Origin of the sequence: Streptomyces sp. NPDC090994, assembly GCF_044768905.1 — a bacterium.
Lineage (GTDB): Bacteria > Actinomycetota > Actinomycetes > Streptomycetales > Streptomycetaceae > Streptomyces.
Genome location: NZ_JBIVWS010000003.1, coordinates 363,390 through 384,024, shown reverse-complemented (window position 1 = coordinate 384,024; position 20,635 = coordinate 363,390). Strand labels below are relative to the sequence as shown.

Below are 20,635 nucleotides of genomic sequence, written 5' to 3'. Positions count from 1 at the left end.
CGCTCCGGACGCATCACCCGTTCCAGGCGGGGTGACGCGGGTCGTCGGCACGGACCAGGATGTCCGCGGCACCGGCGGGGCCGGTCTCGTGTTCGTAGCGTTCGAAGGCGGGCAGCGTCCACCGCTCGGCCTCGGCGGTACGACGACGCAGTGCGCCGGGGGTGAGGAGAAGGTGGACGCTCAGGTCGAGGGGGAACCAGTGGCGCAGCAGGAAGGGACCGTGCAGCAGCAGGATCCCGCCGGGCGGGAGGTGGACGTAGGGGCTGCGGGTGGCGCGGTCGGTGACCGGGTCCCAGAGGTCGGGCAGGACCCGCCCGTCGCCGCCCGGCTCGAGGGGGCCGAAGACCTCGCGCCACAGAGCGCGGGTGTCGTACCAGCCGTCGTAGTAGGAGTCGGCGTCCTGGCGGCCGTGTTCGAGGCGCAGCGAGGCGGGGCGCAGGAAGCCGTCCGTGCCGACGACCAGAGAGGGCCGCCCGAGAGGACGGAGCGCCTCGGCGACCCGCTCGGCGAGGTCACCGGGGCGGGCCGCGGGCGCGCCGTCGATGGCGACGCGGCACCAGGGACCGCCGTCGGCCGGTTTCGAGTCGAGCAGACGCTCGGCGAGCAGGCCGCCGAGCCGGTCCCAGGTGATCGCTTCCCATCCCACAGCACCCATGATGCGACAGGCCCGAGAGGCCGAAGGCACGGGCACACGGCACACCGGCTGGGCGGGGGGGACCTCCCGGGCAGGGCTCGGGTGGCGAAGACGAGGGAACACATCACGGGGGGGACGGATGACATTCATCGAAGAGCGGGGGCGGACATCATGATCGAGGGGCCGTACTTCGCGCTGACGGTGCTGGGAGTACTGGGGACAGGGCTGGTGGCCGGCGTCTTCTTCGGCTTCTCGGCCTTCGTCATGCGCGGACTGGCCGCGCTGCCGCCCGCGCGGGGCGTGGCGGCGATGCAGGCGATCAACGTGGCCGCGGTGACACCGCCGTTCATGGTCCTGTTCGTCGGGTCGGCGCTGCTGTGCGCGGTGCTCGCCGTGGTGACCTTCGTGCTCTGGCCGGAGGAGGGCACCGTGGAACTGCTCCTGGGCAGCGGGCTGCACCTGATCGGCTCGTTCGGGCTCACCATGGCCGCCAACGTGCCCCGCAACGACGCGCTGGCCCGGCTGGAGCCGGAGAGCACGGAGGCGACCGCGTACTGGCCCAGGTACGTACGCGAGTGGACGGCGTGGAACCACGTCCGTACGGCGGCGTCGGCCGGAGCGGCGGTGTCGTACATATCGGCCCTCACCTGAGCGACGCCCGACGCCCAGCACCCGATGCCGGCCCTGTGGACGCCAGCGATCAGGTGCCGCCGCGGCCGCCCTGCGGGGGTGGCCGGCCGGACGTATCGTGGCAGGGAGAGTGCGGCGCCCGCGCACGGCCTGACCCCGCGCACACAAGGGAGACGGCCATGGCCGACCCCAAGGGATTCATCACCACGCCCCGCCAGGAGTGGCCCCGCAGGCCGGTGGAGAAACGGGTGCGCGACTGGGACGAGGTGTATGTCCCCGGGGCCCTGCTGCCGATCATCAGCGAGCAGGCCGACCGCTGCATGGACTGCGGCATCCCCTTCTGCCACCAAGCCTGTCCACTGGGCAACCTGATCCCCGAGTGGAACGACCTGGTCTCCCGGGAGGACTGGCGGGCGGCGAGTGAGCGGCTGCACGCCACCAACAACTTCCCTGAGTTCACGGGCCGGTTGTGCCCGGCGCCGTGTGAGGCGGGGTGCGTGCTGGCGATCAATCAGCCGGCCGTCACCATCAAGAACGTCGAGTGCGCCATCGCCGACCGGGCATGGGAGGAGGGCCTCACGCCGCCGTGCCCGCCGGACCGGTTGTCGGGCCGGACGGTGGCGGTGATCGGGTCGGGGCCCACGGGTCTCGCGGCGGCACAGCAGCTGACCCGGGCGGGGCACACGGTCGCCGTGTACGAGAAGGACGACCGGATCGGGGGGCTGATGCGGTACGGCATCCCCGAGTTCAAGATGGAGAAGCGGCATCTGGAGCGGCGGATCGAGCAGATGCGGGCGGAAGGGACGAGGTTCCGTACGTCCACGGCGGTCGGGCGGGACGTCGCCGCGGAGGAGTTGCGGGCGAGGTACGACGCCGTGGTGGTCGCCACGGGGGCGACGGCGTGGCGGGAACTGGAGGTGCCGGGAAGGGAGTTGGCCGGAGTGCATCAGGCGATGGAGTATCTGCCGCTGGCCAACCGGGTGTGCGAGGGGGATCTCGGGGCCTCTCCGCTGTCCGCCGCCGGGAAGCACGTCGTCATCGTCGGCGGGGGTGACACGGGGGCGGACTGTCTGGGCACGGCGGTACGGGACGGCGCCGCGTCCGTGACCCAGCTGGACATCTACGCGCAGCCGGGTACGGAACGCGACGAGGAGGCAGAGCCGTGGCCGACGTACCCGCGGCTGTACCGGCTGTCGGCGGCGCACGAGGAGGCGCGGGACCTGCGTTCCGCGCCGGTGGCGGACTCGGACGCACGGCTGTTCGCGGCGTCCACGCTGCGTCTCACCGGGGACGCGGACGGGCATGTGCGGGAGCTGCACCTGACCGGAGTGGACGCCGGGCGCCGCCCGCTGCCCGGCGCCGAGCGGACGCTCCCGGCCGATCTGGTGCTGCTCGCCCTCGGTTTCTCCGGGCCGGACCGTGCGGACGGGCTGGTCGGCCAGTTGGGGCTGAAGTTGGACCCGCGCGGCACGCTCGCGCGGGGCGCGGGGTTCGAGACGAACGTCCCCGGGGTGTTCGCCGCGGGGGACGCCGCCCGCGGGCAGTCGCTCATCGTGTGGGCGATCGCGGAGGGGCGGGCGGTGGCGGCGGCCGTCGACCGCCACCTGACCGGCCGGCCCTCGCCCCTGCCGGCACCGATCGGTCCGTACGACCGACCGATGACGGCCTGAGCGACAGTCGTCGCGCCCGGCTCCGCGACCGACCGACGACCCGACGGGCCGGAACAGGCAGCAACCCGCCCCTCGCCGGACGGGGAGCAACCCCGGCCCCGGACGGGAACAGCCCGGCCCCGGGACGGGAGCAGCTCGGCCCCGGGACGGGAGCAGCTCGGCTTCGGGACGGGAACAGCCCGGCCCCGGGACGGGGACAGCCCGGCCCCGGGACGGGGACAGCCCGGCCCCGGGACGGGGACAGCCCGGCCTCGGGACGGGAACACCCCGGCTCGGGACGGGAGCAGCCCGTCTCGGGACGGGAGCAGCCCGCCTCGGGACGGGGAGCAGCCCGCGCCCTGGGTCAAGGCTTGCGTGCCACTGCCCCGTACCCGGGAATCACGCCGTCCTCCTGGCCGGGCACCGGCTCGCCCAGTTCGGGGTGCCACAGGTGGGGCACCTGGACGCCCGGTTCGACGAGGTCGAGGCCGTCGAAGAGACGCGTGAACTCCTCGCGGGAGCGCAGGGCCAGGGTGACCCCCGCGGCCTTGAGCTTCTCGGTGGCCGCCCGCGACTCCTCGGGGGTGAAGTCGGAGGTCGCGTGGGTCACCACGAGGTAGCTGCCGGAGGGCAGTGCGGCCAGCAGGCGGCGGACCAGGTCGTGGGCGCCGTCCTCGTCGGAGACGAAGTGCAGCAGCGCGATGAGCGACAGCGCGACGGGACGGTCGAGGTCCAGTACCTTGCGGGCGCCGTCCAGGATGGCGTCCGGGTCGCGGACGTCGGCCTGGAGGTACTCGGTCGCCCCTTCGGGGGTGCCACGCAGCAGAGCCGCCGCGTGGGCCAGCACGATGGGGTCGTTGTCGCAGTAGACGACGCGGGCGTCGGGTGTGGTCTCCTGGGCGACTTGGTGGAGGTTGGGCTCGGTCGGTATGCCGGTGCCGATGTCCAGGAACTGCCGTACGCCCTGGCGCGACAGCCAGCGGGTGGCCCGGTGCATGAACGCGCGGTTGACGCGCGCCATCACCGGGACCCGCGGGTCGAGGGTGAGCATCTGACGGCCCATCTCCTCGTCGACGGGGTAGTTGTCCTTGCCGCCGAGGTACCAGTCGTACATGCGTGCGGGGTGAGGTCTGCTCGTGTCGATCTCGACGGGCTGCTGTCCGGTCATGACGGACTCCAGAGGGCTGAGCCGGGTGGGCGGTGAGCGATCAAGGTCAGTGACCAAAGTCAGTGACGAAAGTCAGTGGTCGAAGTCAGTGGTCGAAGTCAGCGATCAAGATCGGTAATCAAGATCAGTGATCAAGTGGAGCGAGAGGCTTAGAGGCAAGTGGTGCACAAAGGTTCGAGAGATCAGGTTCAGGAGAGCAGGTTCAGGAGAGCAGGAAGTCCGCCTCTCCGGCCTTCGCTCCCTCGATGAAGGCCGTCATCTCGTCGGACGTGTAGATCAGCGCGGGCCCGTCGGGGTCGGTGGACTGGCGGACGGCGATCCGCCCGTCGGCGAGCTTCATCGCCTCCAGGCAGTTGCCGCCGTTGCCGCCGCTCCACGGCTTGTGCCAGCCTTCGCTGCCCAGCTCGCGCGCGGGCATGCCGTTGTAGATGCGCTGGCCGCGTATCCGTGGCCTGGGCTGGGACGTGATGCGATCCATTACAGCTCCTTGCGGAGATCCCGGAGGATCTCTTTTGTGCGATGTGCCGTAGCGGCCTGCGCCGCCATGCGGTCCATGACCTCGAGGTGGGCCGCCACCTCGGCACGCGCGTCGAGGTAGACGGCGCCGGTCAGGTACTCGCTGTACACCATGTCCGGGAGTTCCGGCACGGCGAATCTGAAGAGCACGAAGGGCCCGTACGTGCCGGGGTGCGGCCCGTTGGCGAACGGGGCGACCTGAAGGGTCACGTTGGGCAGCTCCGCGGCGTCGAGCAGTCTGTCGACCTGGTCCCGCATCACCTCCGGGCCGCCGACCGGGCGACGCAGCACGGTCTCGTCCATGACGACCCACAGGCGGGGCGCGTCCTTGCGGGTCAGCAGTTCCTGGCGTCGCATCCGCAGATCGACATGGCGTTCGATGTCGTCGGGGCGGGTCTGGCCGATGGCGCCCGACTGCAGCACCCCGCGCGCGTAGGCCTCGGTCTGGAGCAGTCCGGGAACGAAGTGCGGCTCGTAGGACCGGATGAGGGCTGCGGCGCCCTCCAGGCTGACGTACATCGAGAACCAGCCGGGCAGGATGTCGTGGAAGCGCTGCCACCACCCCGGTTTGTTGGCGTCCTCGGCCAGCAGGACGAAGGCGTCGGCCTCCTCCTCGGAGACGCCGTACGCCTTCAGGAGCAGCTGGAGGTACGGGATCTTCAGCGCGACCTCGGCCATCTCCATACGGCGGACCGTGGCGGGGGCGACCCGGAGGATGCGGGCGGCTTCCTCGCGCTTCATCCCGGCGCTTTCCCGCAGGTCCAGCAGGCGACGGCCGAGGACGACCTGACCGACGGTCGGCGCGGACCGCGGTTCGCTCACCGTTCCACCTCCACGAAGAGTCCCTTTGTCACGTGTCGAGCCGTACGAGCCGGACCAGCTGTACGAGCCGGACCAGCTGTACTAGCCGGACCAGCTGCACAAGCCGCACGATCCGTATCGAGCAGTACTGACGTCCGCCGAGCGCGCCGAGGCCGGCCGCGAGCGCGCGCGGACAGCCCGGCGGCGCCCTCCCCGGACCCGTTCCCGGAGTCCGGTCAGACCTCGGGCCGGATCTGAAGTGGCGCCGCTCGACGTGCTGTTGCGAGCAGTGTGCCACGCCCGTCCAGAACGTCACACAGCACTCTGCAATTTTCAGAGTGACTCTTGCCAAGTGTTCCCGGCGGGGCGATAGTGGCAAGCGTGATTCCGTCCGCGCCTTTAGGAACAGAGGCCGCCTCGGGCCCCCACGGCCCGGGCGCCGCCACGGGAGCCGCCCCCTGCGGGCCAGCTGCCGAGCGCCGGTTCCGCTTCGAGCTGGCCGCCCATCCGGGTTCCCCGGCCCAGGCCAGACGCCTGACGCGCGCCCGGCTGACCGGCTGGTCGGTGTGTGAGGACACCTGCGACACAGCGGCTCTGGTCGTCTCGGAGCTGGTCACCAACGCCATCGTGCACACGGCGAGCAGCCGCATAGTGTGCGAGCTGTCCGACCGCGCCGACCTGGTCCGCATAGCCGTACGGGACGAGGGGTGCGCGCCGGGTCAGCCGCAGCCGTCCTCCCGGCGGCAGCCCGAGGACGAGCACGGCAGAGGACTGCTCCTGGTCGATGCCCTGTGCCACGCCTGGGGTGCACAGGAGCACGGTCCAGGGCTGCTGGTCTGGGCAGAACTGCCGCACACGGCCGACGCTCCGCCGGAACCGTCCGTAACCAGCGCTCCCTCGGAAGCTCCTGAACCGTCCGGTACACCCGGACACCCCGTCGCGCCCGAGCCGCGCGGCGACCTCGGATGGGGTACCCGCCCCAAGCCCGGCCCGCCCACCCCGCCCGGCGCGGGTTCCGGAGACGACGAGGGCGGTGGTGACACCGCCGACCGGACCCACGACGCACGGCAGCACGGAACGGACCGACACGAACCGGACCGGCATGAACCGGACCGACACGAAGCGGACCGGCACGGAACGGCACGGCACGGAACGGCACGGCACGGAACGGCACGGCACGGAACGGGGGGAGAACGGCTGTGAGGGCTGCATCGGGTGCTCGGGTACGCGGCCTGGACACATTGGTCCGACTCCAGCGCCGACTGACCACGCAACGGACACCGCACCGCCTCCCCGTGCCAGACGGCATGAGCGCCCCGCTGGGCTGTGACGCGGTGGCACTCCCTCCGGTACTGGGCCAGCGGGTACTGCCCCGGCTGCCCCGTGTGGGGTGCGTCTACGCCGACGAGACGCACTGGTGGTGGATCGTCCCCTCCGACTCCGACTACGCCATGGAGTGGCCGGCGCCCGCGCAGTACGCCGCCGGCGCGGTCCTGCACGGCCTGCTCGACGTCCCCGGCCTGCTCTACCGCCCGGACGGCGAGGTCCCGTACACCCCGCCCATCCCCCTCTACCTCGCGGTCTGCCGGCTGACGGGCACCACGCCGTCCTGGTCGCGCCCGGTCACCGCCTGACCGGGCCCCTGGCTGAGCACCGGACCCCCTCGGCGCACGCGGGAACCGTCGTGCGCCCGCGCGCTCCGGTGTCCCCCGGTCACGCCCTGTCCCCGCGTGGGCCGCCCCGCCATAGTGGCGTCCGTCCACGATCGGGGGAGGCCGACGGTGCGGAAGAAGCGTGGGGCGGAACCGGCCGGGGTGTCGGAGTCGGAGCGGCTGCTCTTCGGCGGTCCCCTGCGCTACGACACGGGCTGGAGCCAGCACTCCGACGCGTTCCTGGAGCTGGGCTTCCGGTCCATGGTGACCCGCCTGCCGTCCCTGCTGGCCGCCAGTTTCCGGCTCGCCCGGCAGGCCGATCCGGTGGCCGCGCGGACCGTTCTGGCGGCCGAGGCCGGACGGGGCGTGGCGCAGGCGGTGAGCCTGCTGGCGGTCAACAGCGTGCTGAGCCGGCTGATGGCGGCGGGACCGGTCGAGGAGCGGTTGCGCGAAGCCCTGCCCGCGCTGTTCACGGTCGCCGCGATGATGCTGGTCGCGGCGCTGCTGCGGGCGGCCACCACGTACGCCACCGGGCGGCTGGAGCCCAAGGTGGAGCGGGTGGCGACGGAGCAGTACCTGGAGCGGGCGACCGAGGTCGAACTGGCGGCCATCGAGGACCACGCCTTCCACAAACTGCTGGACACCGCCCAGTACGGCGCCGTCTCGGCCCGCCGCATGATCGCGTACAGCGCACGCGTGATCAACGCGCTGATCTCGCTGGTGGCGGCGGCCGGTGTGCTGACCGTGCTGCACCCGGCGCTGTTGCCGCTGCTGGTGACCATGACCCTGCCGAGCGCCTGGAGCGCGCTGACGGTCGCCCGGCGCCGGTACGAGTCCTTCCAGGCCTGGGTGCAGCACGTGCGCGCCGGCCGGCTGATCGCCGGGCTGCTCATCGAACCCGAGGCGGCGCCCGAGATCCGGGTGCACGGGGTGGGCGCGTTCCTGCTGCGGCACTACCGGGCGATGTCGGAGACGGCGGAGGCGGAGCAGGCCCGGCTGGCGGGGCTGGCGGCCCGTACCGGTCTGATCGCGGCGGCCTGGACGGGGCTGGCGACGGCGGCGACGTACGCGACGCTCGGCGGGCTGCTGCTGGGCGGCGCGATGGCCCTGTCGGTGGCGGGCACCGCGGTGATCGCGATCCGCACCGGCTCGCAGAGCCTGGAGACCCTGGTGGTGGAGGTGAACGCGCTGCACGAGGAGGCGCTGTTCGTCGGCGACCTGGAGCGGCTGCACGTGGAAGCGGCCAAGCGGGCGATCCCGGAGGGCGGCACGGCGCTGCCCGCCGACCCGCGCGAGATCCGCTTCGAGAACGTCACGTTCCGCTACCCGGGCGACTCCGCGCGCCCCGCCCTGGACGATGTGTCGCTCACCCTCCCGCTGGGCCGGATCATCGCGCTCGTCGGCGAGAACGGCTCGGGCAAGACCACGCTGGTCAAACTGCTCGCCGGGCTCTACACCCCGGAGCGGGGACGCGTCCTGTGGGACGGGGTGGACGCCGCCGCCGCGGACCGGCGGGAGCTGGCGGAACGGATCGCGATGGTGGCGCAGGACTTCAAACGGTGGCCGTTCACCGCCCGGGTGAACGTCGCCGTGGGCCGCTCCACCGTGCCGCCGGACGAGCGGCGGGTGGCCGACGCGGTCGCCGAGGCCGGCGCCGGGGACGTGGTCGCGGACCTGCCGCGCGGCCTGGACACCCTGCTCGCCCGGCACTTCACCGGCGGCCACGAGCTGTCCGGCGGGCAGTGGCAACGGCTCGGGATCGCGCGGGCGGCGTACCGGAAGGGCCGCATCCTCGTGGTGGACGAGCCGACGGCGGCGCTCGACGCGCGGGCCGAGCTGGAGGTGTTCGAGAAGATCCGGGCGCTGGCCGGCAGCGGACAGACGGTCGTGCTGATCACGCACCGGCTGGCGTCCGCGCGCCACGCGGATCTGGTGCACGTCCTGGACCAGGGCCGGCTCGTGGAATCCGGGACGCCCGACGAACTGCTCGCCACCGGCGGGGTCTACGCCGAGCTGTACTCGCTCCAGGCCGAGCAGTTCACGCAGACGCCGGTGCCGACCCGGAAGCAGTCCCTGAACAAGACCGCCAAGAAGTCCCCGCCGAAAACCCCGCCGAAAACCCCGCCGAAGGCCCCGGTGCCCGCGCCCAAGTCGGCCTGATCAGCCGCGCGGACGGCGCACCGCACGGCTCAGGCCGCGGCGCCCCCGGTTGCCTCGCCGCCCCGCACGATCACCAGGAACATGTCGGTCGCGAGGTCCATGACGACCTCGGCGGGCAGTCCCTCCTGGCGCCGCGCGTCGGCGAACTCCTCGGCCGGCCAGGACCCCCGCGGTCCGCCGGCCGGAAAGCGTTCGAGCACTGTTCGCCCGTTCACCCTGCACCTCCATCTGGCGTTGCACTCGTAGAGTTAAACGCCAACGATGGGGTGAACACCTCGTCGAGTGACGGTATCGAGACGTAGCTGACACGCGTTCACCGCAAAGAGTGAGCATCATTGCGGCTTTTCGGGCCCCTCACTCACCGCGCGTGTCAGTCTTCGTACTCATCGTGGTACCGCAGGCGCTCACTGCCCATGGGCGCCCCCAGGGCCGACGCGCGCCCCGCGGGTTCCTCCCACTCCTCCTGGCGCCCCAGTGCGGTCAGGTCCAGCAGGCTGGTGGTCGAGCCGAGGCAGTCGAGGCCGCGTTCGTACGTCGAGTAGGTGTGGAAGACGCGGTCGCGGTCCCGCAGGAAGCAGCTGAGGCCAGGACGCTCGGTCAGCTCGCCCTCGTGGTCGAGGGTGACCTCGAAGTCCTCGTTGAAGTCGGTGATGTACGACGAGTACCAGGGCAGCGTCCAGCCCATCCGCGCCTTGAAGGGGAGGATCCTCGGGTACGGCGCCCGGGAGACCGCCGCGAACGAGGTGCCGCGGGCCCGCAGGTGCGCCAGGTGGCCGATCTGGTCCAGGAACGCCGAGCAGCTGCGGCAGCCCGCGTCCCACTCGGGGGCGAACATGAAGTGGTAGACGATGAGCTGCTGCCGCCCCTCGAACAGGTCGAGCAGCGTGGCCTTCCCGTCGCCGCCCTCGAACACGTACTCCTTGTCGATCTCCACCATGGGCAGCCCGCGCCGCTCGGCGTTGAGCGCGTCACGCGCGCGGGTGGCCGCTTTCTCCTTGGCCAGCAACGCCTCGCGCGCCGCGCGCCATTCGTGGCGGGAGACGATCTCGGGAAGCGACATGGGCTCCTCCTGTGCAACGGTCCGTCAGGGGGTGGACCGGTGGCGGCGGCGGAACTCATCGCGGCGCGCGAAAAAACTTTCCGCGTTCTCGGCGGCGTCAGGTGTCGTACGTCTGGACGCGCCGGCCGTGGCCCCGTTCGACCAGCTCGGGCAGCCTCCGCTCCAGTTCCCGCACCACGGCCGGAACGTCGAGCGTGAGCAGTTCGCGGTCCCGCATCAGCACCCGTCCGTCGACGATGGTCGTGCGCACGTCACTGGAGCGGGCGCTGTGCACGAGGGTGGCGGCCAGGTCGTGCACCGGCTGGGTGTGTGGTCCGGTGAGGTCGACGAGGACGAGGTCTGCCCGCCGGCCCGGCGCGATCCGCCCGGCCGTCTCCCCCAGGCCGACCGCGCGGGCGCTCTGGTCGGTGGCGTGGTGCAGGGCCTGGCGCGCGGTCAGCCAGCGCGGGTCGCCCTCGGTCTGCTTCTGGATCAGGGCGGTGAGCGCCATCGACTCCCACACGTCGAGGGAGTTGTTGGAGGCGGCGCCGTCCGTGGCGAGTCCCACGTCGACGCCGATGGCGCGCAGGGCGCGGACCGGCGTGGTGGTGGGCCAGGCGAATTTGAGGTAGCCGCGGGGCGCGGTCGCCACCGCCGTACGGCCGCCCGCGCGCGCCAGGACCGGCAGGTCGCGTCCGAGGATGCCGGTGCCGTGCGCGATCAGCACGTCGGTGTCGAGGACACCGGTGCGTTCCAGGATCTCGATGGGGGTGGCGCCGTGCCGGGTGAGGCTGGTCTCGGTCTGGTCGCGGTTCTCGGCGGCGTGCAGATGGACGGGCAGGCCGTGTGCGCGGGCCAGCTCGGCGGTGGCGGCGAGGTCGGTGTCGGTGACGGTGTAGGGGGCGTGCGGGGCGAGGGCGGTGGTGATCCGGCCGTCCGCACCACCCCGGCGCCGCAGCGCGAAGTCGAGGGAGCGGTCCCGTCCCTCGGGGCCCTGCGAGGAGAAGTACGCCTGGCCCAGCAGCGCGCGCATCCCGGACTCGGCGACGACGTCGGCGACCGCGTCCATGGCGAAGTAGTGGTCCGCGAAGCAGGTCACGCCGGCCCGGATCAGCTCGGCGCAGGCGAGCCGGGCGCCCAGTTCGACGTCGCGTGCGGTCAGGTTGGACTCCACCGGCCAGACGACGCCGTTGAACCACTCCTCGGTGGACAGGTCCTCGGCCAGGCCGCGCAGGACGGCCATGGGCGCATGGGTGTGGCAGTTGATCAGCCCGGGGAGGGCTACCTGGCCGCGCGCGTCGATGCGTTCCACGGCGGGCAGGACGGCCACCGCCTCGGCGGTGGTCACGGAGTCGACGGCACCGTCCCGCACGACGATGCCGGCGTCCGGCCTGAACGCGAGGTGCTCGGGGCCGTCCCCCTCGTGGACGAGGACGGTGCATCCGGTGATGACGAGATCGGCGGGCTGCCCCGACTGCGTGGGCGGCGCGGGCGGCACGGGCGGCACGGGTTGTGGCTGCGCGTGATGCGTCATAGGGCCAACGTACGGGGGGACGAGGCCGGTGTACCGCACGCTCAAGCCGAGGTACCGCGCACGCCGAATCCGACGTACGGGCGCACACCGAACCCGACGTACGGCGCACGCTGAAGTCGACATGCGGTGGAATGCGTCCGGCGCACGGCGCTCCCGCGGTAGTGCGGGTGCCTCAGCCGGTGAGCGGCAGCTCGGGCAGGCGCACGCCGGCCCGGTCGCGCCGTTCGGCCAGTTCGTCGCGCAGCTCGGCCAGCCGCGCGAGGTGGCGCGGGGTGAGCCGGCCCGTGTCGTCGAGGTGGACGGCGCAGGCGGTGGTGGTGTCGGCGAGCCGTTCCAGGGTGGCCGCGATCTCGTCGGCGCCCCGGGAGTGGCGGGCGAGCGCGGGCAGCTCCGCGGCGGCCAGCGCGATCGCCGCGCGGGCCTCGGCGAGCGTGCGGTACGCCTCCCGGCGCAGCGTCCAGCGCCGGGCCCGGTCGTCGGACCCGCTCAGCACATGGGCGAGGTAGGCGTGCGCGGCGTCACCGGCCGCCGTGAGCCGGGCGCGGACCCCGCCGCCGCGCTGCCCCGGCATCGGCAGGTGCCCGACGACCAGCACGATCGCGCAGGCCAGCAGGGTCTCGCCGATGCGCCCGGCGGACGCCTGCGGCTCGCCGCCGACCATGACCAGGGCCAGCACGAGGACGGTGACGACGGCGGTCTGCGCGGCGAAGTGCCGGGTCGCCACGGGGATCAGGGCCCCGGCGAGGGCGACGAGCGCGACGAGCCCGCCGGGCCGGGGCAGGACGGCGGCCGCCGCGGCGAAGACCAGCGCGCCGAGGACCGTGCCGGCGGCCCGGCACAGCACCCGGGAGACCAGCGGTCCGAGGTCGGGCTTGACCAGGAAGACGGCGGTGGCGGGCAGCCAGTACCAGTGCCGGTGGAGCCCGTACCACTGGGCGTGGTGCAGCGCCTGGGCGACCGCCACGCCGGCCCCGAAGCAGAGCCCGACCCGCAGCCCGTACTCCCGTCCGCCGGCGCCGAGCACCGTGCGCAGGACGGAACCGGGTGACCGCCGCCTGCGGGTGTGCAGGTCGTCGCCGCGTCCCCGGTCGAAGGCGACGGCGGCGTGCAGCAGGGCGTCGTCGAGGGCGCGCAGGCCGGGCGCGGAGCGCGTGGGGGCGGGCAGCGGGCCGGTGTGCGCTCCGGCGCGTACGGCCGCCGCGAGCCGCCGGGGTCCCTCACTGGCCCGGCGGGGCACGGTCTCCCCCGCCCAGGCCAGCGCGGTGGCGGCCTCGGCGAGCGGCAGTGCGGCGGCGTACTGCGCGTGCAGCCGGCGCTCGGCCGAGGAGGAGGCGTAGCGGCGCAGCCGGGGCCCGGCGAACGCGTCCTGCGCCTGGTCCAGGGCGGCGGTGAGCGCGGCCCGGCGGGCGACGGCGTGCTGGGTACCGGCCGCGTCGAGCAGCGCCGCGACGGCGTCGTAGACTCCGGCGACGGCCGCGCGCTCCCCGTCGAAGCGGAAGTCCAGACGGAAGTCGCGGGGTGTCGCACCGGTGAGCGACCCGGGCGTGGGCAGGGCCAGCCGCAGCGCGAGCAGCCAGCCGGCCCCGGCGAGGAACGCCAGGACGCGCTGCCACCCGGGATCGGGCAGCGGCATCCCGGCCCCGATCGCGGACGTGACCAGCAACTGTGTCGCCGCCCCGGACGCCACCGGCCCGACGGCACTGAAGCCCCCGGCGACCAGTCCGAGCACGGTCAGTACGAGGGTCAGCGCGACGGCGCCGAGATGGTCCCCGGCGTACGTGCCGGCGCACATCCCGGCCGCCCCCGCGAGCGCCGGTACGCCGATCCGCCGGACGGAGCCCCGTCGGCTGCCCGGCCGGTCGTTGATCCCGGCCAGCATGGCGGCGACGGCGGCGGCCACCCCGAGGGAGGCCCGGCCCGCCGCCAGCGCGGCCAGCAGCAGCGGCCCGGCGGCGAGCGCCCCGCGCACGACCGCGCTCCAGGGCACGGGTCCGCGCTGCGCGCGCAGGGCGTGCGCCAGCCAGGGCGGAAGCGCGAGGGCGGGGGTGCGGCGGGTCACGGCACGGCCTCCAGTCGTCTCGTCGAGGGCGGGTGAGCCTTCGGGCGACGGTGGCCGGGCTGAACCGATTGCGCTCACCAGCGTAGAGCGCCCGAGTACGGAGAAGCGAACGGTGGCGTTTCGGTGAGGTGACACGAGCGTCGCCTCACCTGTCACATCACGCGCGTCACCTCACCCACTCACCTCACAGCGGGCCGAAGTACTCCGCCACGAACGCCCCCGCTCTGTCGAGCATCGGCGCCGTGTCCGGCCCCACGGCGATGCCGGTGATGAAGAGGGCCACCCCGGCGATCACGTGGACGACGCAGCCCGCGAGGGCGCCGTCGGACGACCAGTCGAGCTTGATCACCAGCCCCATGTAGACCAGTGCCGCCACCACCGAGGCGGCGATCACCACGCCCAGGTCGAACACGAGCGCCCACGCGACCGCCGGGCCCGGGTCCGCCGCGTACAGGGTGCGGATCGCGGAGCCGACGATCGGCAGCGGCAGCGCGACGGCGAAGAAGGTGCCGAGTACCATGAATCGGCCGGACGTGCTCAGCGGCGGCAGGCGGGGTTTCGCGGGCGACGGGCTGGATGCGGAGCCGGAGCTTCCGTCGACCGTGACCGTGACCGTGACCGTGTGAGCCTTCTCCGCAGCCTTGCGACCAGAGGGCTTGCCCTCCGGTACCTCTCCCTCAGCCTTCTGCCGCCTCCGGGACGTCTCGTGCGCCTCGGAATCCTTGGGGGTGCGCGTCGGAGCCGACGAGGCGGAGGACCGCTCCGGCCGGTTCGTGCGCACCGTCTCCCCCACCACCACGGTCGGCCCGGTCTCCGGTATCCGGGCCTCCTCGGTGACGAGTCGCAACTCCGCGCGCAACGCACCCAGTTCCCGCTCGGCACGTTCGATGAGTTCGGTGAACCGCTCCTCCTCCCGGCGGTCTCCCGGGAGACGGCCGGGATCGTCCGCGGAGCCGGACGCCTGTTCCCGTCGCGACGCCCTGCGGTGACTCGCCAGTTCCCGCTGGGTCTCGATCAACAGGGCCTCGACTGTGGCCCGCTTGTCCTCGGCTTCCCGCATCAGCCGCTGGGCCCCGATGACGCGCAGCTCCGCGTCCCTCAGCCGCTCGGCGAACTCCGCTTGTGCCGCGGCCCGCCCCTCGGCCCTCGCCCGCTCGACCTGTCGTTCGAGTGCCGCGCACCGCGCGACCAGTTCTCCCACCGCACCGGCCATCGCCTGGAGGACGTCGTCGGCCCGACGGCTGACCTCGACCTGAGTGACGTACATGTTGGCGCCGGCCTGATACACCTGCCCGTTCTCCGAGGCACGGCCCCACGCGTCCACGCGTCCTGGATCACCCTCCCGCGGGTTTTCCGGTTCCCTCATCGCTCGGCGATGTGCTGGTCCCGGGCAGCCTGGTAGACACGGCCGTTCCCCTGAGCGTGCGCCTCCAGACGTATGCCTCCGTGGACCACCTGCCCGTCCCCCTGCCGGCCCCGGCGAGTCAGCAGTTCTCGCAGGTCGTGGGCGGCCTGGGGGTGGGTGTCCAGCAGAGCGGCGAACCGTTCGCTCCATCGGCGTTCGAGATCGCCGTCGTCCTCTGCGGCGTTCACCGCCGTACGGCGTGACGCGTCGAGTTCGCGTTCGATCTCTTCCGCCTCCTGTGGCCGGAAGCGACGCCAGACGGTCACCACCCCGTCTCGCGTCTGCTGCCACCCCTCCCCGACGAGCAACGCCACCAGAGACGTGCCCGCGGTGCCGGCCAGCGTGAGCAGATACGGATCCATTGAAGCCCCCGAGTGTCCAGCGTGTCCGGGGCGTCCGTGCGCGGCCCGGCGACAACAACACAGCGTGACCGTCACCATAGCTCAACTGGTATGAATAAAAGCAGAGTTGGTTTTAGACCCCTACCGACATCACACTGTCCCTCACTCACCGTATTCACGGGTGGGCGGCAGACCGGGCCCTCCAGTCACTGTCGCCACATGACCATCGCGCAGTGCCGATTCAGGGGCGCGCAGCGGTGTCCACGGCGCTTCGCAGCAGCGTCCGCGCCTCCCCGACCGTCCCGGCCAGGGCCTCCGGTCCGGAGCCCGGCCCCGCCATCAGCGCGTCGACCCCGCCCAGCCCGGCCCGCTCCAGCATCCCCTTCTCGTTGGTGACCCACTCGCCCCACGCCGCCAGCACCGCGTGTGCCGTCTGGGTCGCCGCGAGGGCGATCGCGCCCACGACCTGGGTGACGGCGCCCTTGGGGGCGTGTCCGGCCTCGGCGTAGGCGAGGGTGGCCTCGGCCACGCCCCACCAGCGCTCGGGGGCGGTCCGGCGCAGCGGCTCCGGGTAGGCGGGCCGGGGCAGGTCGCCGCGGAGGGTCCGGTTGACCGCGAGTTCGGCGACGATCAGGTACGTCGGGATGCCGGCCAGGTGGAACATGAGCGGCTCGACGCGGTACCGGCCGGCCCGCGCCTCGCCCAGTTCGTGCTCGACCACGTCCAGGTCGCGGTAGTGGACGTCGACCCGGCGTCCGTCGATCGTCAGCCACGCGCCGCCGTTGAAGACGCCGCCGCCCCAGGCGCCGATCTCGCCGACCTCGCCCTGCCAGCCGACCGCGCGGAGGTCGGCCGGGTCGAAGGCACCTCGGTAGTAGACGGCCAGGTCCCAGTCGCTGTCGGGGCGGTGGGTGCCCTGGGCGCGGGAGCCGCCGAGGGCGACCGCGCGGACGGCGGGCAGCGCGGCGAGGCGGTCGGCGGTGGCGTCCAGGAAGTCCTGGTCGGGGTCGGTGGCGGGGGCGGGAGCGGGGCGGGGCGGCATGGGCGGGTCCTTCGGGTCGGGGCGGGTGCGCCGCGTCGACAGCGTAGGGGGGCCGCTCATGCCGTACGACAGGTTTTCGCCGTCCCCCGCCCGTCCCCCGCCCGTCGCCCTGCCGTCCCCCGCCGTCCCTCGCTGTCTTCCGCCGTCCCCCGCTGTCTTTCGCCCGTCTTCCGCCCGTCCCCCGTCAGGCCTGCGCGGTGGGCCGGACGACGACCTCGCTGATGTCGATGCCGTCGGGCTGCTCGATCGCGAAGCCGATGGCGGCGGCGACGGCGGAGGGCGGGGCGCCGATCTCGTCGCGCATCCGCGTCATGACCGCCGCCGTCCCGGGGCTCGCGCCCTTGCCGACCCCCTCGGTGTCGGTGAGTCCGGGCGAGACGAGGGTGACGCGCAGGTGGGGACCGGATTCCTGGCGCAGCCCTTCGGTCAGTACCTTGACCGCCGTCTTGGTGGCCGCGTAGACGCCCTGCGGGGTCTTCACCACGTAGGCGGAGGTGGAGGCGACGTTGACGAACTGGCCGGAGCGCTGCCGCCGGAAGACGGGCAGGGCGGCCCCGATGCCGTTCAGCAGGCCGGTGATGTGGGTGGCGACCATCGCGTCCCAGTCGTCCTGGCGCAGTTCGTCGAACGGGGACACCGCCATCGTGCCCGCGTTGGAGACCAGGACGTCGAGCCGGCCGAACCGGTCGAGAGCCGTGTCCGTGAGGAGCCTCAGGTCCTCCCGGCGCGTCACGTCCATGACGACTCCGACGGCCGTGCCGCCCCGCGCGACGATTCCGTCCACCACCTCCTTCAGCCGGTCCTCCCGGCGGGCGCCGAGCACGAGCCGGGCTCCCTTCTCGGCGAGGTGAGCCGCCGTCGCCGCTCCGATGCCGCTGCTGGCACCGGTGATCGCCACTACCTTGCCTTCGATTCCCGACATGATCAGTAGTCCTCGCTGGGGAGAGCGCGCGCAGGTCAGGCCATGACCTACAGTGGAAGTGGGGGCGCCACCACTTCCTTCAGGTTAAGTGGACACGCCTCCACTTAGCAAGCGGGCAGATCGCGAGGAGAGGGGCGGCAGCCGCCGATGGCAGAGCCGAGGGCACACGACACGGGGCGTCCGCTGCGCGCCGACGCACGCCGCAACCGGGAGAAGATCCTCACGGCGGCGGTGCGGGTGTTCGCCGAGGAGGGGCTGGAGGCGCACCTGGAGCGCATCGCCAAGGCCGCGGGCGTGGGCAGCGCGACCCTCTACCGCAACTTCCCCACCCGGGAGGCCCTGATCGAGGCGGTCTACCGCAACGAGGTGGCCCAGCTCTGCGACGCCGTCCCCGGCCTGCTGGCGCAGCGACCGCCGTACGAGGCCCTGCGCGCGTGGACCCGGCTCTTCCTGGACTACGTCACCGCCAAACTCGGCATGGCGGAGGCCCTGCGCGCCATCGCCGCCTCGGGCGGCAACCCCTACGGGCAGAGCCGGGACATGATCGAGGCGGCCGTCGCCGACCTGATGGAGGCGTGCGTGGCCGCCGGGGCGATCCGCACCGACGTCAGCCCGGGCGATCTGAGCGCCGCCCTGGCGGCCATCGCCGTCTCCTCGGCCCCGCCCGCGGGGCGTGAGCAGGCCGAACGCCTCCTCGACCTGGTCCTGGACGGACTGGCCACCCGGCCGTAAGGCCACCGCCGGACGGACCGGCCGCCCGGCCGTGAGGCCACCGCCGGACGGACCGGCCACCCGGCCGTGCGGCCACCGCCGGGTGTCCGGGCTCAGGGACCCGGCCGGCCCCACACCCGGCGCTTGGGCAGCGGAGCCGCGTAGCCGCCCGCCCTGCTCGTGGTCAGCCCGAGGGCGACGAGGGACTCCGCCAGCCGCACCGCCGCCGCCACGCCGTCCACGACCGGCAGCCCCAGCTCCTCCCCCACCGACGCGACCGACCGCCGCAGTCCCGTCATGCCGGCGCATCCGAGGACCAGCACCTCCGCTCCCGCCGCCCGGACCCGCTCGGCGGCGGCGCGCAGCGCGGCCCGGGCGCGCTCGCCGTCGTCGAGGTCGAGCACGCCCAGGCCGGTGCCGGCGACGGCCGCGCAGTTGCGGGCCACGCCGGCCGTCTCCAGGCTGTCCTCGATCTGTCCGCGGCTGCGCTCCAGGGTGGTGACGACGCCGTAGCGGCGCCCCAGCAGACAGGCGAGGTGCGCCGCGGCCTCGGTGATGTCGACGACCGGTACGTCGACCAGCTCCCGGACGCCCTCGCGCCCGTGCTCCCCGAAACCGGCCAGGACGACGGCGTCGTACGGCGGTCCGTCGTAGCTTCGCAGGGTGTCGATGACGGCGGCGGCGGACAGGTAGCTGTCGAGCCAGCCCTCCGCCGACTCCGGGCCCCACCCGGGGGTCAGGCCGGTCACGGTGGTGCCCGGGCTCGCGGCGGCCCGGGCACCGAGGACGATCTCCTCGGTCATCTGCCGCGTCGTGTTGCAGTTGGTGACGACGATGCGCACCGGAACTCAGTCCTCCGCCCCGGCCGTCCGCTCGCCCCGGCACAGCAGTCCGTAGAGCCCGGCGGCCATCGCCGTGCCGATGAACCAGGAGTACGGCGCCACCTCGCCGAACGCCGTCACCAGCGCGAGGACGGCCGCCACCGCCGCCGACGGCAGGAACGCCCACAGCGCCTTGGGGTTGACGCCCCCGCGGTAGTGGTAGCGGGAGCCGGGTTCGGCGCGGAAGAGCTGGTCCACGTCGACGCGGCCGCGTTTGACCCAGTAGTAGTCGACCATGATCACGCCGAAGAGCGGGCCGAGGAAGGCGCCGAGGCCGCCGAGGAAGTAGTTGACGACGGTGGGGTTGGAGAAGAGGTTCCAGGGGGTCACGACCAGGGCCGCCACCGTGCTGATCATGCCGCCGATCCGGAAGGTGATCTTCTGCGGCCAGACGTTGGCGAGGTCGTACGCCGGGGAGACGAAGTTGGCGACGATGTTGACGCCCATGGTGGCGATGGCGAACGTCAGCGCGCCGATCACCAGGACCCAGGTGTTGCCGATCTCCGCGACCAGGTAGGCCGGGTCGGTGATCTCCTTGCCGAAGACCTCGTAGGCGCCGGCGGTGACGACGACGGAGAGGATGACGAAGGCCGTGGAGTTGACCGGCAGGCCCCAGAAGTTGCCGCGCCGGACGGTGCGGTAGTCGGGGGCGAAGCGGGAGAAGTCGCAGAAGTTGAGCATCAGCGTGCCGTAGGTGGCGAGGATCAGGCCGATCGCGCCGAACCACTGACGCCACTGCTCGCCCGTCGACACCGGATGCGGGGTGCTGGTCAGGGAGATGCTCCAGCCGGCCTCGGCGAAGATCCAGACCGCCAGCGCGATCATCACCAGCCAGATCGCCGGACCGCAGAAGTCCTGGAACTTGCGGACCGACTCCATGCCGCGGCTGATGATCAGCGCCTGGACCAGCCACAGGGCGACGAAGGAGACCCAGCCGAGCGCGTCGAGACCGAGGAAGGAGGAGTGGGTCCAGGACGTGAGGCCCGGCCAGGCCGCCAGCAGCATCACGTTGACCGCGACGGAGGCCAGGTAGGTCTGAATGCCGTACCACATGATGGCGATGACGGCCCTGATCAGCGCCGGGACGTTGGCACCCCACACGCCGAAGGCGATCCGGCCGACGACGGGGAACGGCACGCCGGTGCGCTGGCCGATGCGGCCCATCATGTTCATCCCGGCGTAGATGATCACGAAGCCGACGAGCAGGGACGTGAAGACCTGCCAGACGTTCATGCCGAGGAAGAGCAGTCCGGCGGCGAAGGTGTAGTTGCCGAGGTTGTGGACGTCGGACATCCACAGGGCGAACAGGTCGAAGACCTTCCAGGTGCGCTTGCCCGCGGGCACGAGGTCTTCGTTGGTGAGCCGTGGGTCGGGGTCGGGGAGGGACGCTGCGGTGCCGGTGGCCTCTGCGCGGTCGGCGAGGGACACGGGGCCTCCTGGGGCGAGGGGACGGGAGGGCATACCGAGCCTGGCGGCGTCCGGGAACGCCGT

20 protein-coding genes are annotated in these 20,635 nt (G+C 72.9%); 6 read left to right on the top strand and 14 right to left on the bottom strand.

What is annotated here, in order from left to right; all coding sequences use genetic code 11:
• Positions 1-13: 13 nt before the first annotated feature.
• A complete protein-coding gene (locus ACIQR3_RS09135) occupies positions 14-646 on the bottom strand; it encodes a uridine kinase (protein WP_403536290.1) in 633 nt (210 codons plus the stop codon).
• A gap of 159 nt (positions 647-805) precedes the next feature.
• Here ACIQR3_RS09135 and ACIQR3_RS09130 point away from each other — a divergent pair, with 159 nt between their 5' ends.
• Complete coding sequence (locus ACIQR3_RS09130) at positions 806-1,285, top strand: DUF1772 domain-containing protein (RefSeq protein WP_403536287.1); 480 nt, start codon at positions 806-808, stop codon at positions 1,283-1,285.
• Positions 1,286-1,443: 158 nt separating this feature from the next.
• Positions 1,444-2,934, top strand: a complete 1,491-nt coding sequence (locus ACIQR3_RS09125) for a glutamate synthase subunit beta (protein WP_403536285.1) — start codon at positions 1,444-1,446, stop codon at positions 2,932-2,934.
• Between the two features lie 343 nt (positions 2,935-3,277).
• On the opposite strand, the gene ACIQR3_RS09120 is transcribed toward ACIQR3_RS09125, so the two are convergent.
• From ACIQR3_RS09120 to ACIQR3_RS09110, 3 genes are all read right to left on the bottom strand, one after another.
• Entirely contained in the window at positions 3,278-4,081 is an 804-nt protein-coding gene (locus tag ACIQR3_RS09120) for an SAM-dependent methyltransferase (protein ID WP_403536283.1), read from the bottom strand.
• 202 nt (positions 4,082-4,283) lie between these two features.
• A complete protein-coding gene (locus ACIQR3_RS09115) occupies positions 4,284-4,559 on the bottom strand; it encodes a DUF397 domain-containing protein (protein WP_403536281.1) in 276 nt (91 codons plus the stop codon).
• Entirely contained in the window at positions 4,559-5,419 is an 861-nt protein-coding gene (locus tag ACIQR3_RS09110) for a helix-turn-helix domain-containing protein (protein WP_403536278.1), read from the bottom strand. Before ACIQR3_RS09110 ends, ACIQR3_RS09115 begins: the two co-directional genes overlap by 1 nt.
• A 351-nt stretch (positions 5,420-5,770) precedes the next feature.
• Here ACIQR3_RS09110 and ACIQR3_RS09105 point away from each other — a divergent pair, with 351 nt between their 5' ends.
• The 3 genes from ACIQR3_RS09105 to ACIQR3_RS09095 all read left to right on the top strand — a co-directional run bounded on the left by ACIQR3_RS09105 (position 5,771) and on the right by ACIQR3_RS09095 (position 9,210).
• Positions 5,771-6,601 (top strand): ATP-binding protein, encoded by an 831-nt coding sequence (locus ACIQR3_RS09105; RefSeq protein ID WP_403536276.1) that lies wholly within the window; start codon positions 5,771-5,773, stop codon positions 6,599-6,601.
• Positions 6,598-7,032 (top strand): hypothetical protein, encoded by a 435-nt coding sequence (locus ACIQR3_RS09100; RefSeq protein ID WP_403536274.1) that lies wholly within the window; start codon positions 6,598-6,600, stop codon positions 7,030-7,032. Before ACIQR3_RS09105 ends, ACIQR3_RS09100 begins: the two co-directional genes overlap by 4 nt.
• A gap of 147 nt (positions 7,033-7,179) precedes the next feature.
• Positions 7,180-9,210, top strand: a complete 2,031-nt coding sequence (locus ACIQR3_RS09095; RefSeq protein WP_403536271.1) for an ABC transporter ATP-binding protein — start codon at positions 7,180-7,182, stop codon at positions 9,208-9,210.
• A gap of 29 nt (positions 9,211-9,239) precedes the next feature.
• On the opposite strand, the gene ACIQR3_RS09090 is transcribed toward ACIQR3_RS09095, so the two are convergent.
• The 8 genes from ACIQR3_RS09090 to ACIQR3_RS09055 all read right to left on the bottom strand — a co-directional run bounded on the left by ACIQR3_RS09090 (position 9,240) and on the right by ACIQR3_RS09055 (position 17,552).
• A complete protein-coding gene (locus ACIQR3_RS09090) occupies positions 9,240-9,425 on the bottom strand; it encodes a hypothetical protein (RefSeq protein ID WP_215167529.1) in 186 nt (61 codons plus the stop codon).
• Positions 9,426-9,580: 155 nt separating this feature from the next.
• Positions 9,581-10,270, bottom strand: a complete 690-nt coding sequence (locus tag ACIQR3_RS09085) for a DUF899 domain-containing protein (RefSeq protein ID WP_403536268.1) — start codon at positions 10,268-10,270, stop codon at positions 9,581-9,583.
• 97 nt (positions 10,271-10,367) lie between these two features.
• The gene (locus tag ACIQR3_RS09080; RefSeq protein ID WP_403536266.1) at positions 10,368-11,783 is read right to left on the bottom strand and encodes an amidohydrolase; all 1,416 of its coding nucleotides are present in this window, start codon (positions 11,781-11,783) and stop codon (positions 10,368-10,370) included.
• 172 nt (positions 11,784-11,955) lie between these two features.
• Positions 11,956-13,842 (bottom strand): FUSC family protein, encoded by a 1,887-nt coding sequence (locus ACIQR3_RS09075; RefSeq protein WP_403536264.1) that lies wholly within the window; start codon positions 13,840-13,842, stop codon positions 11,956-11,958.
• A gap of 184 nt (positions 13,843-14,026) precedes the next feature.
• Positions 14,027-15,166 carry a hypothetical protein gene (locus ACIQR3_RS09070; RefSeq protein WP_403536262.1) on the bottom strand — a complete coding sequence of 380 codons (1,140 nt, stop codon included), beginning with the start codon at positions 15,164-15,166 and terminating at the stop codon, positions 14,027-14,029.
• A gap of 38 nt (positions 15,167-15,204) precedes the next feature.
• Positions 15,205-15,609 (bottom strand): hypothetical protein, encoded by a 405-nt coding sequence (locus ACIQR3_RS09065; RefSeq protein ID WP_403536259.1) that lies wholly within the window; start codon positions 15,607-15,609, stop codon positions 15,205-15,207.
• Between the two features lie 220 nt (positions 15,610-15,829).
• Entirely contained in the window at positions 15,830-16,630 is an 801-nt protein-coding gene (locus tag ACIQR3_RS09060) for a nucleotidyltransferase domain-containing protein (RefSeq protein WP_403536789.1), read from the bottom strand.
• Between the two features lie 184 nt (positions 16,631-16,814).
• The gene (locus ACIQR3_RS09055) at positions 16,815-17,552 is read right to left on the bottom strand and encodes an SDR family oxidoreductase (RefSeq protein ID WP_403536256.1); all 738 of its coding nucleotides are present in this window, start codon (positions 17,550-17,552) and stop codon (positions 16,815-16,817) included.
• Positions 17,553-17,699: 147 nt separating this feature from the next.
• On the opposite strand from ACIQR3_RS09055, the gene ACIQR3_RS09050 reads away from it, so the two are divergent.
• Positions 17,700-18,284 (top strand): TetR/AcrR family transcriptional regulator, encoded by a 585-nt coding sequence (locus ACIQR3_RS09050; RefSeq protein WP_403536254.1) that lies wholly within the window; start codon positions 17,700-17,702, stop codon positions 18,282-18,284.
• Positions 18,285-18,376: 92 nt separating this feature from the next.
• On the opposite strand, the gene ACIQR3_RS09045 is transcribed toward ACIQR3_RS09050, so the two are convergent.
• Both ACIQR3_RS09045 and ACIQR3_RS09040 read right to left on the bottom strand, forming a co-directional pair.
• The gene (locus tag ACIQR3_RS09045; RefSeq protein ID WP_403536251.1) at positions 18,377-19,105 is read right to left on the bottom strand and encodes an aspartate/glutamate racemase family protein; all 729 of its coding nucleotides are present in this window, start codon (positions 19,103-19,105) and stop codon (positions 18,377-18,379) included.
• Between the two features lie 6 nt (positions 19,106-19,111).
• Entirely contained in the window at positions 19,112-20,572 is a 1,461-nt protein-coding gene (locus ACIQR3_RS09040) for an NCS1 family nucleobase:cation symporter-1 (RefSeq protein WP_403536248.1), read from the bottom strand.
• Positions 20,573-20,635: the final 63 nt, after the last annotated feature.

Bases quoted from the DNA above. Each gene is read 5' to 3' on its own strand.
- ACIQR3_RS09130 (WP_403536287.1), top strand. From the start codon at position 806: ATGATCGAGGGGCCGTACTTCGCGCTGACGGTGCTGGGAGTACTGGGG.
- ACIQR3_RS09125 (WP_403536285.1), top strand. From the start codon at position 1,444: ATGGCCGACCCCAAGGGATTCATCACCACGCCCCGCCAGGAGTGGCCC.
- ACIQR3_RS09120 (WP_403536283.1), bottom strand. From the start codon at position 4,081: ATGACCGGACAGCAGCCCGTCGAGATCGACACGAGCAGACCTCACCCC.
- ACIQR3_RS09115 (WP_403536281.1), bottom strand. From the start codon at position 4,559: ATGGATCGCATCACGTCCCAGCCCAGGCCACGGATACGCGGCCAGCGC.
- ACIQR3_RS09085 (WP_403536268.1), bottom strand. From the start codon at position 10,270: ATGTCGCTTCCCGAGATCGTCTCCCGCCACGAATGGCGCGCGGCGCGC.
- ACIQR3_RS09080 (WP_403536266.1), bottom strand. From the start codon at position 11,783: ATGACGCATCACGCGCAGCCACAACCCGTGCCGCCCGTGCCGCCCGCG.
- ACIQR3_RS09065 (WP_403536259.1), bottom strand. From the start codon at position 15,609: ATGGATCCGTATCTGCTCACGCTGGCCGGCACCGCGGGCACGTCTCTG.
- ACIQR3_RS09060 (WP_403536789.1), bottom strand. From the start codon at position 16,630: ATGCCGCCCCGCCCCGCTCCCGCCCCCGCCACCGACCCCGACCAGGAC.
- ACIQR3_RS09055 (WP_403536256.1), bottom strand. From the start codon at position 17,552: ATGTCGGGAATCGAAGGCAAGGTAGTGGCGATCACCGGTGCCAGCAGC.
- ACIQR3_RS09050 (WP_403536254.1), top strand. From the start codon at position 17,700: ATGGCAGAGCCGAGGGCACACGACACGGGGCGTCCGCTGCGCGCCGAC.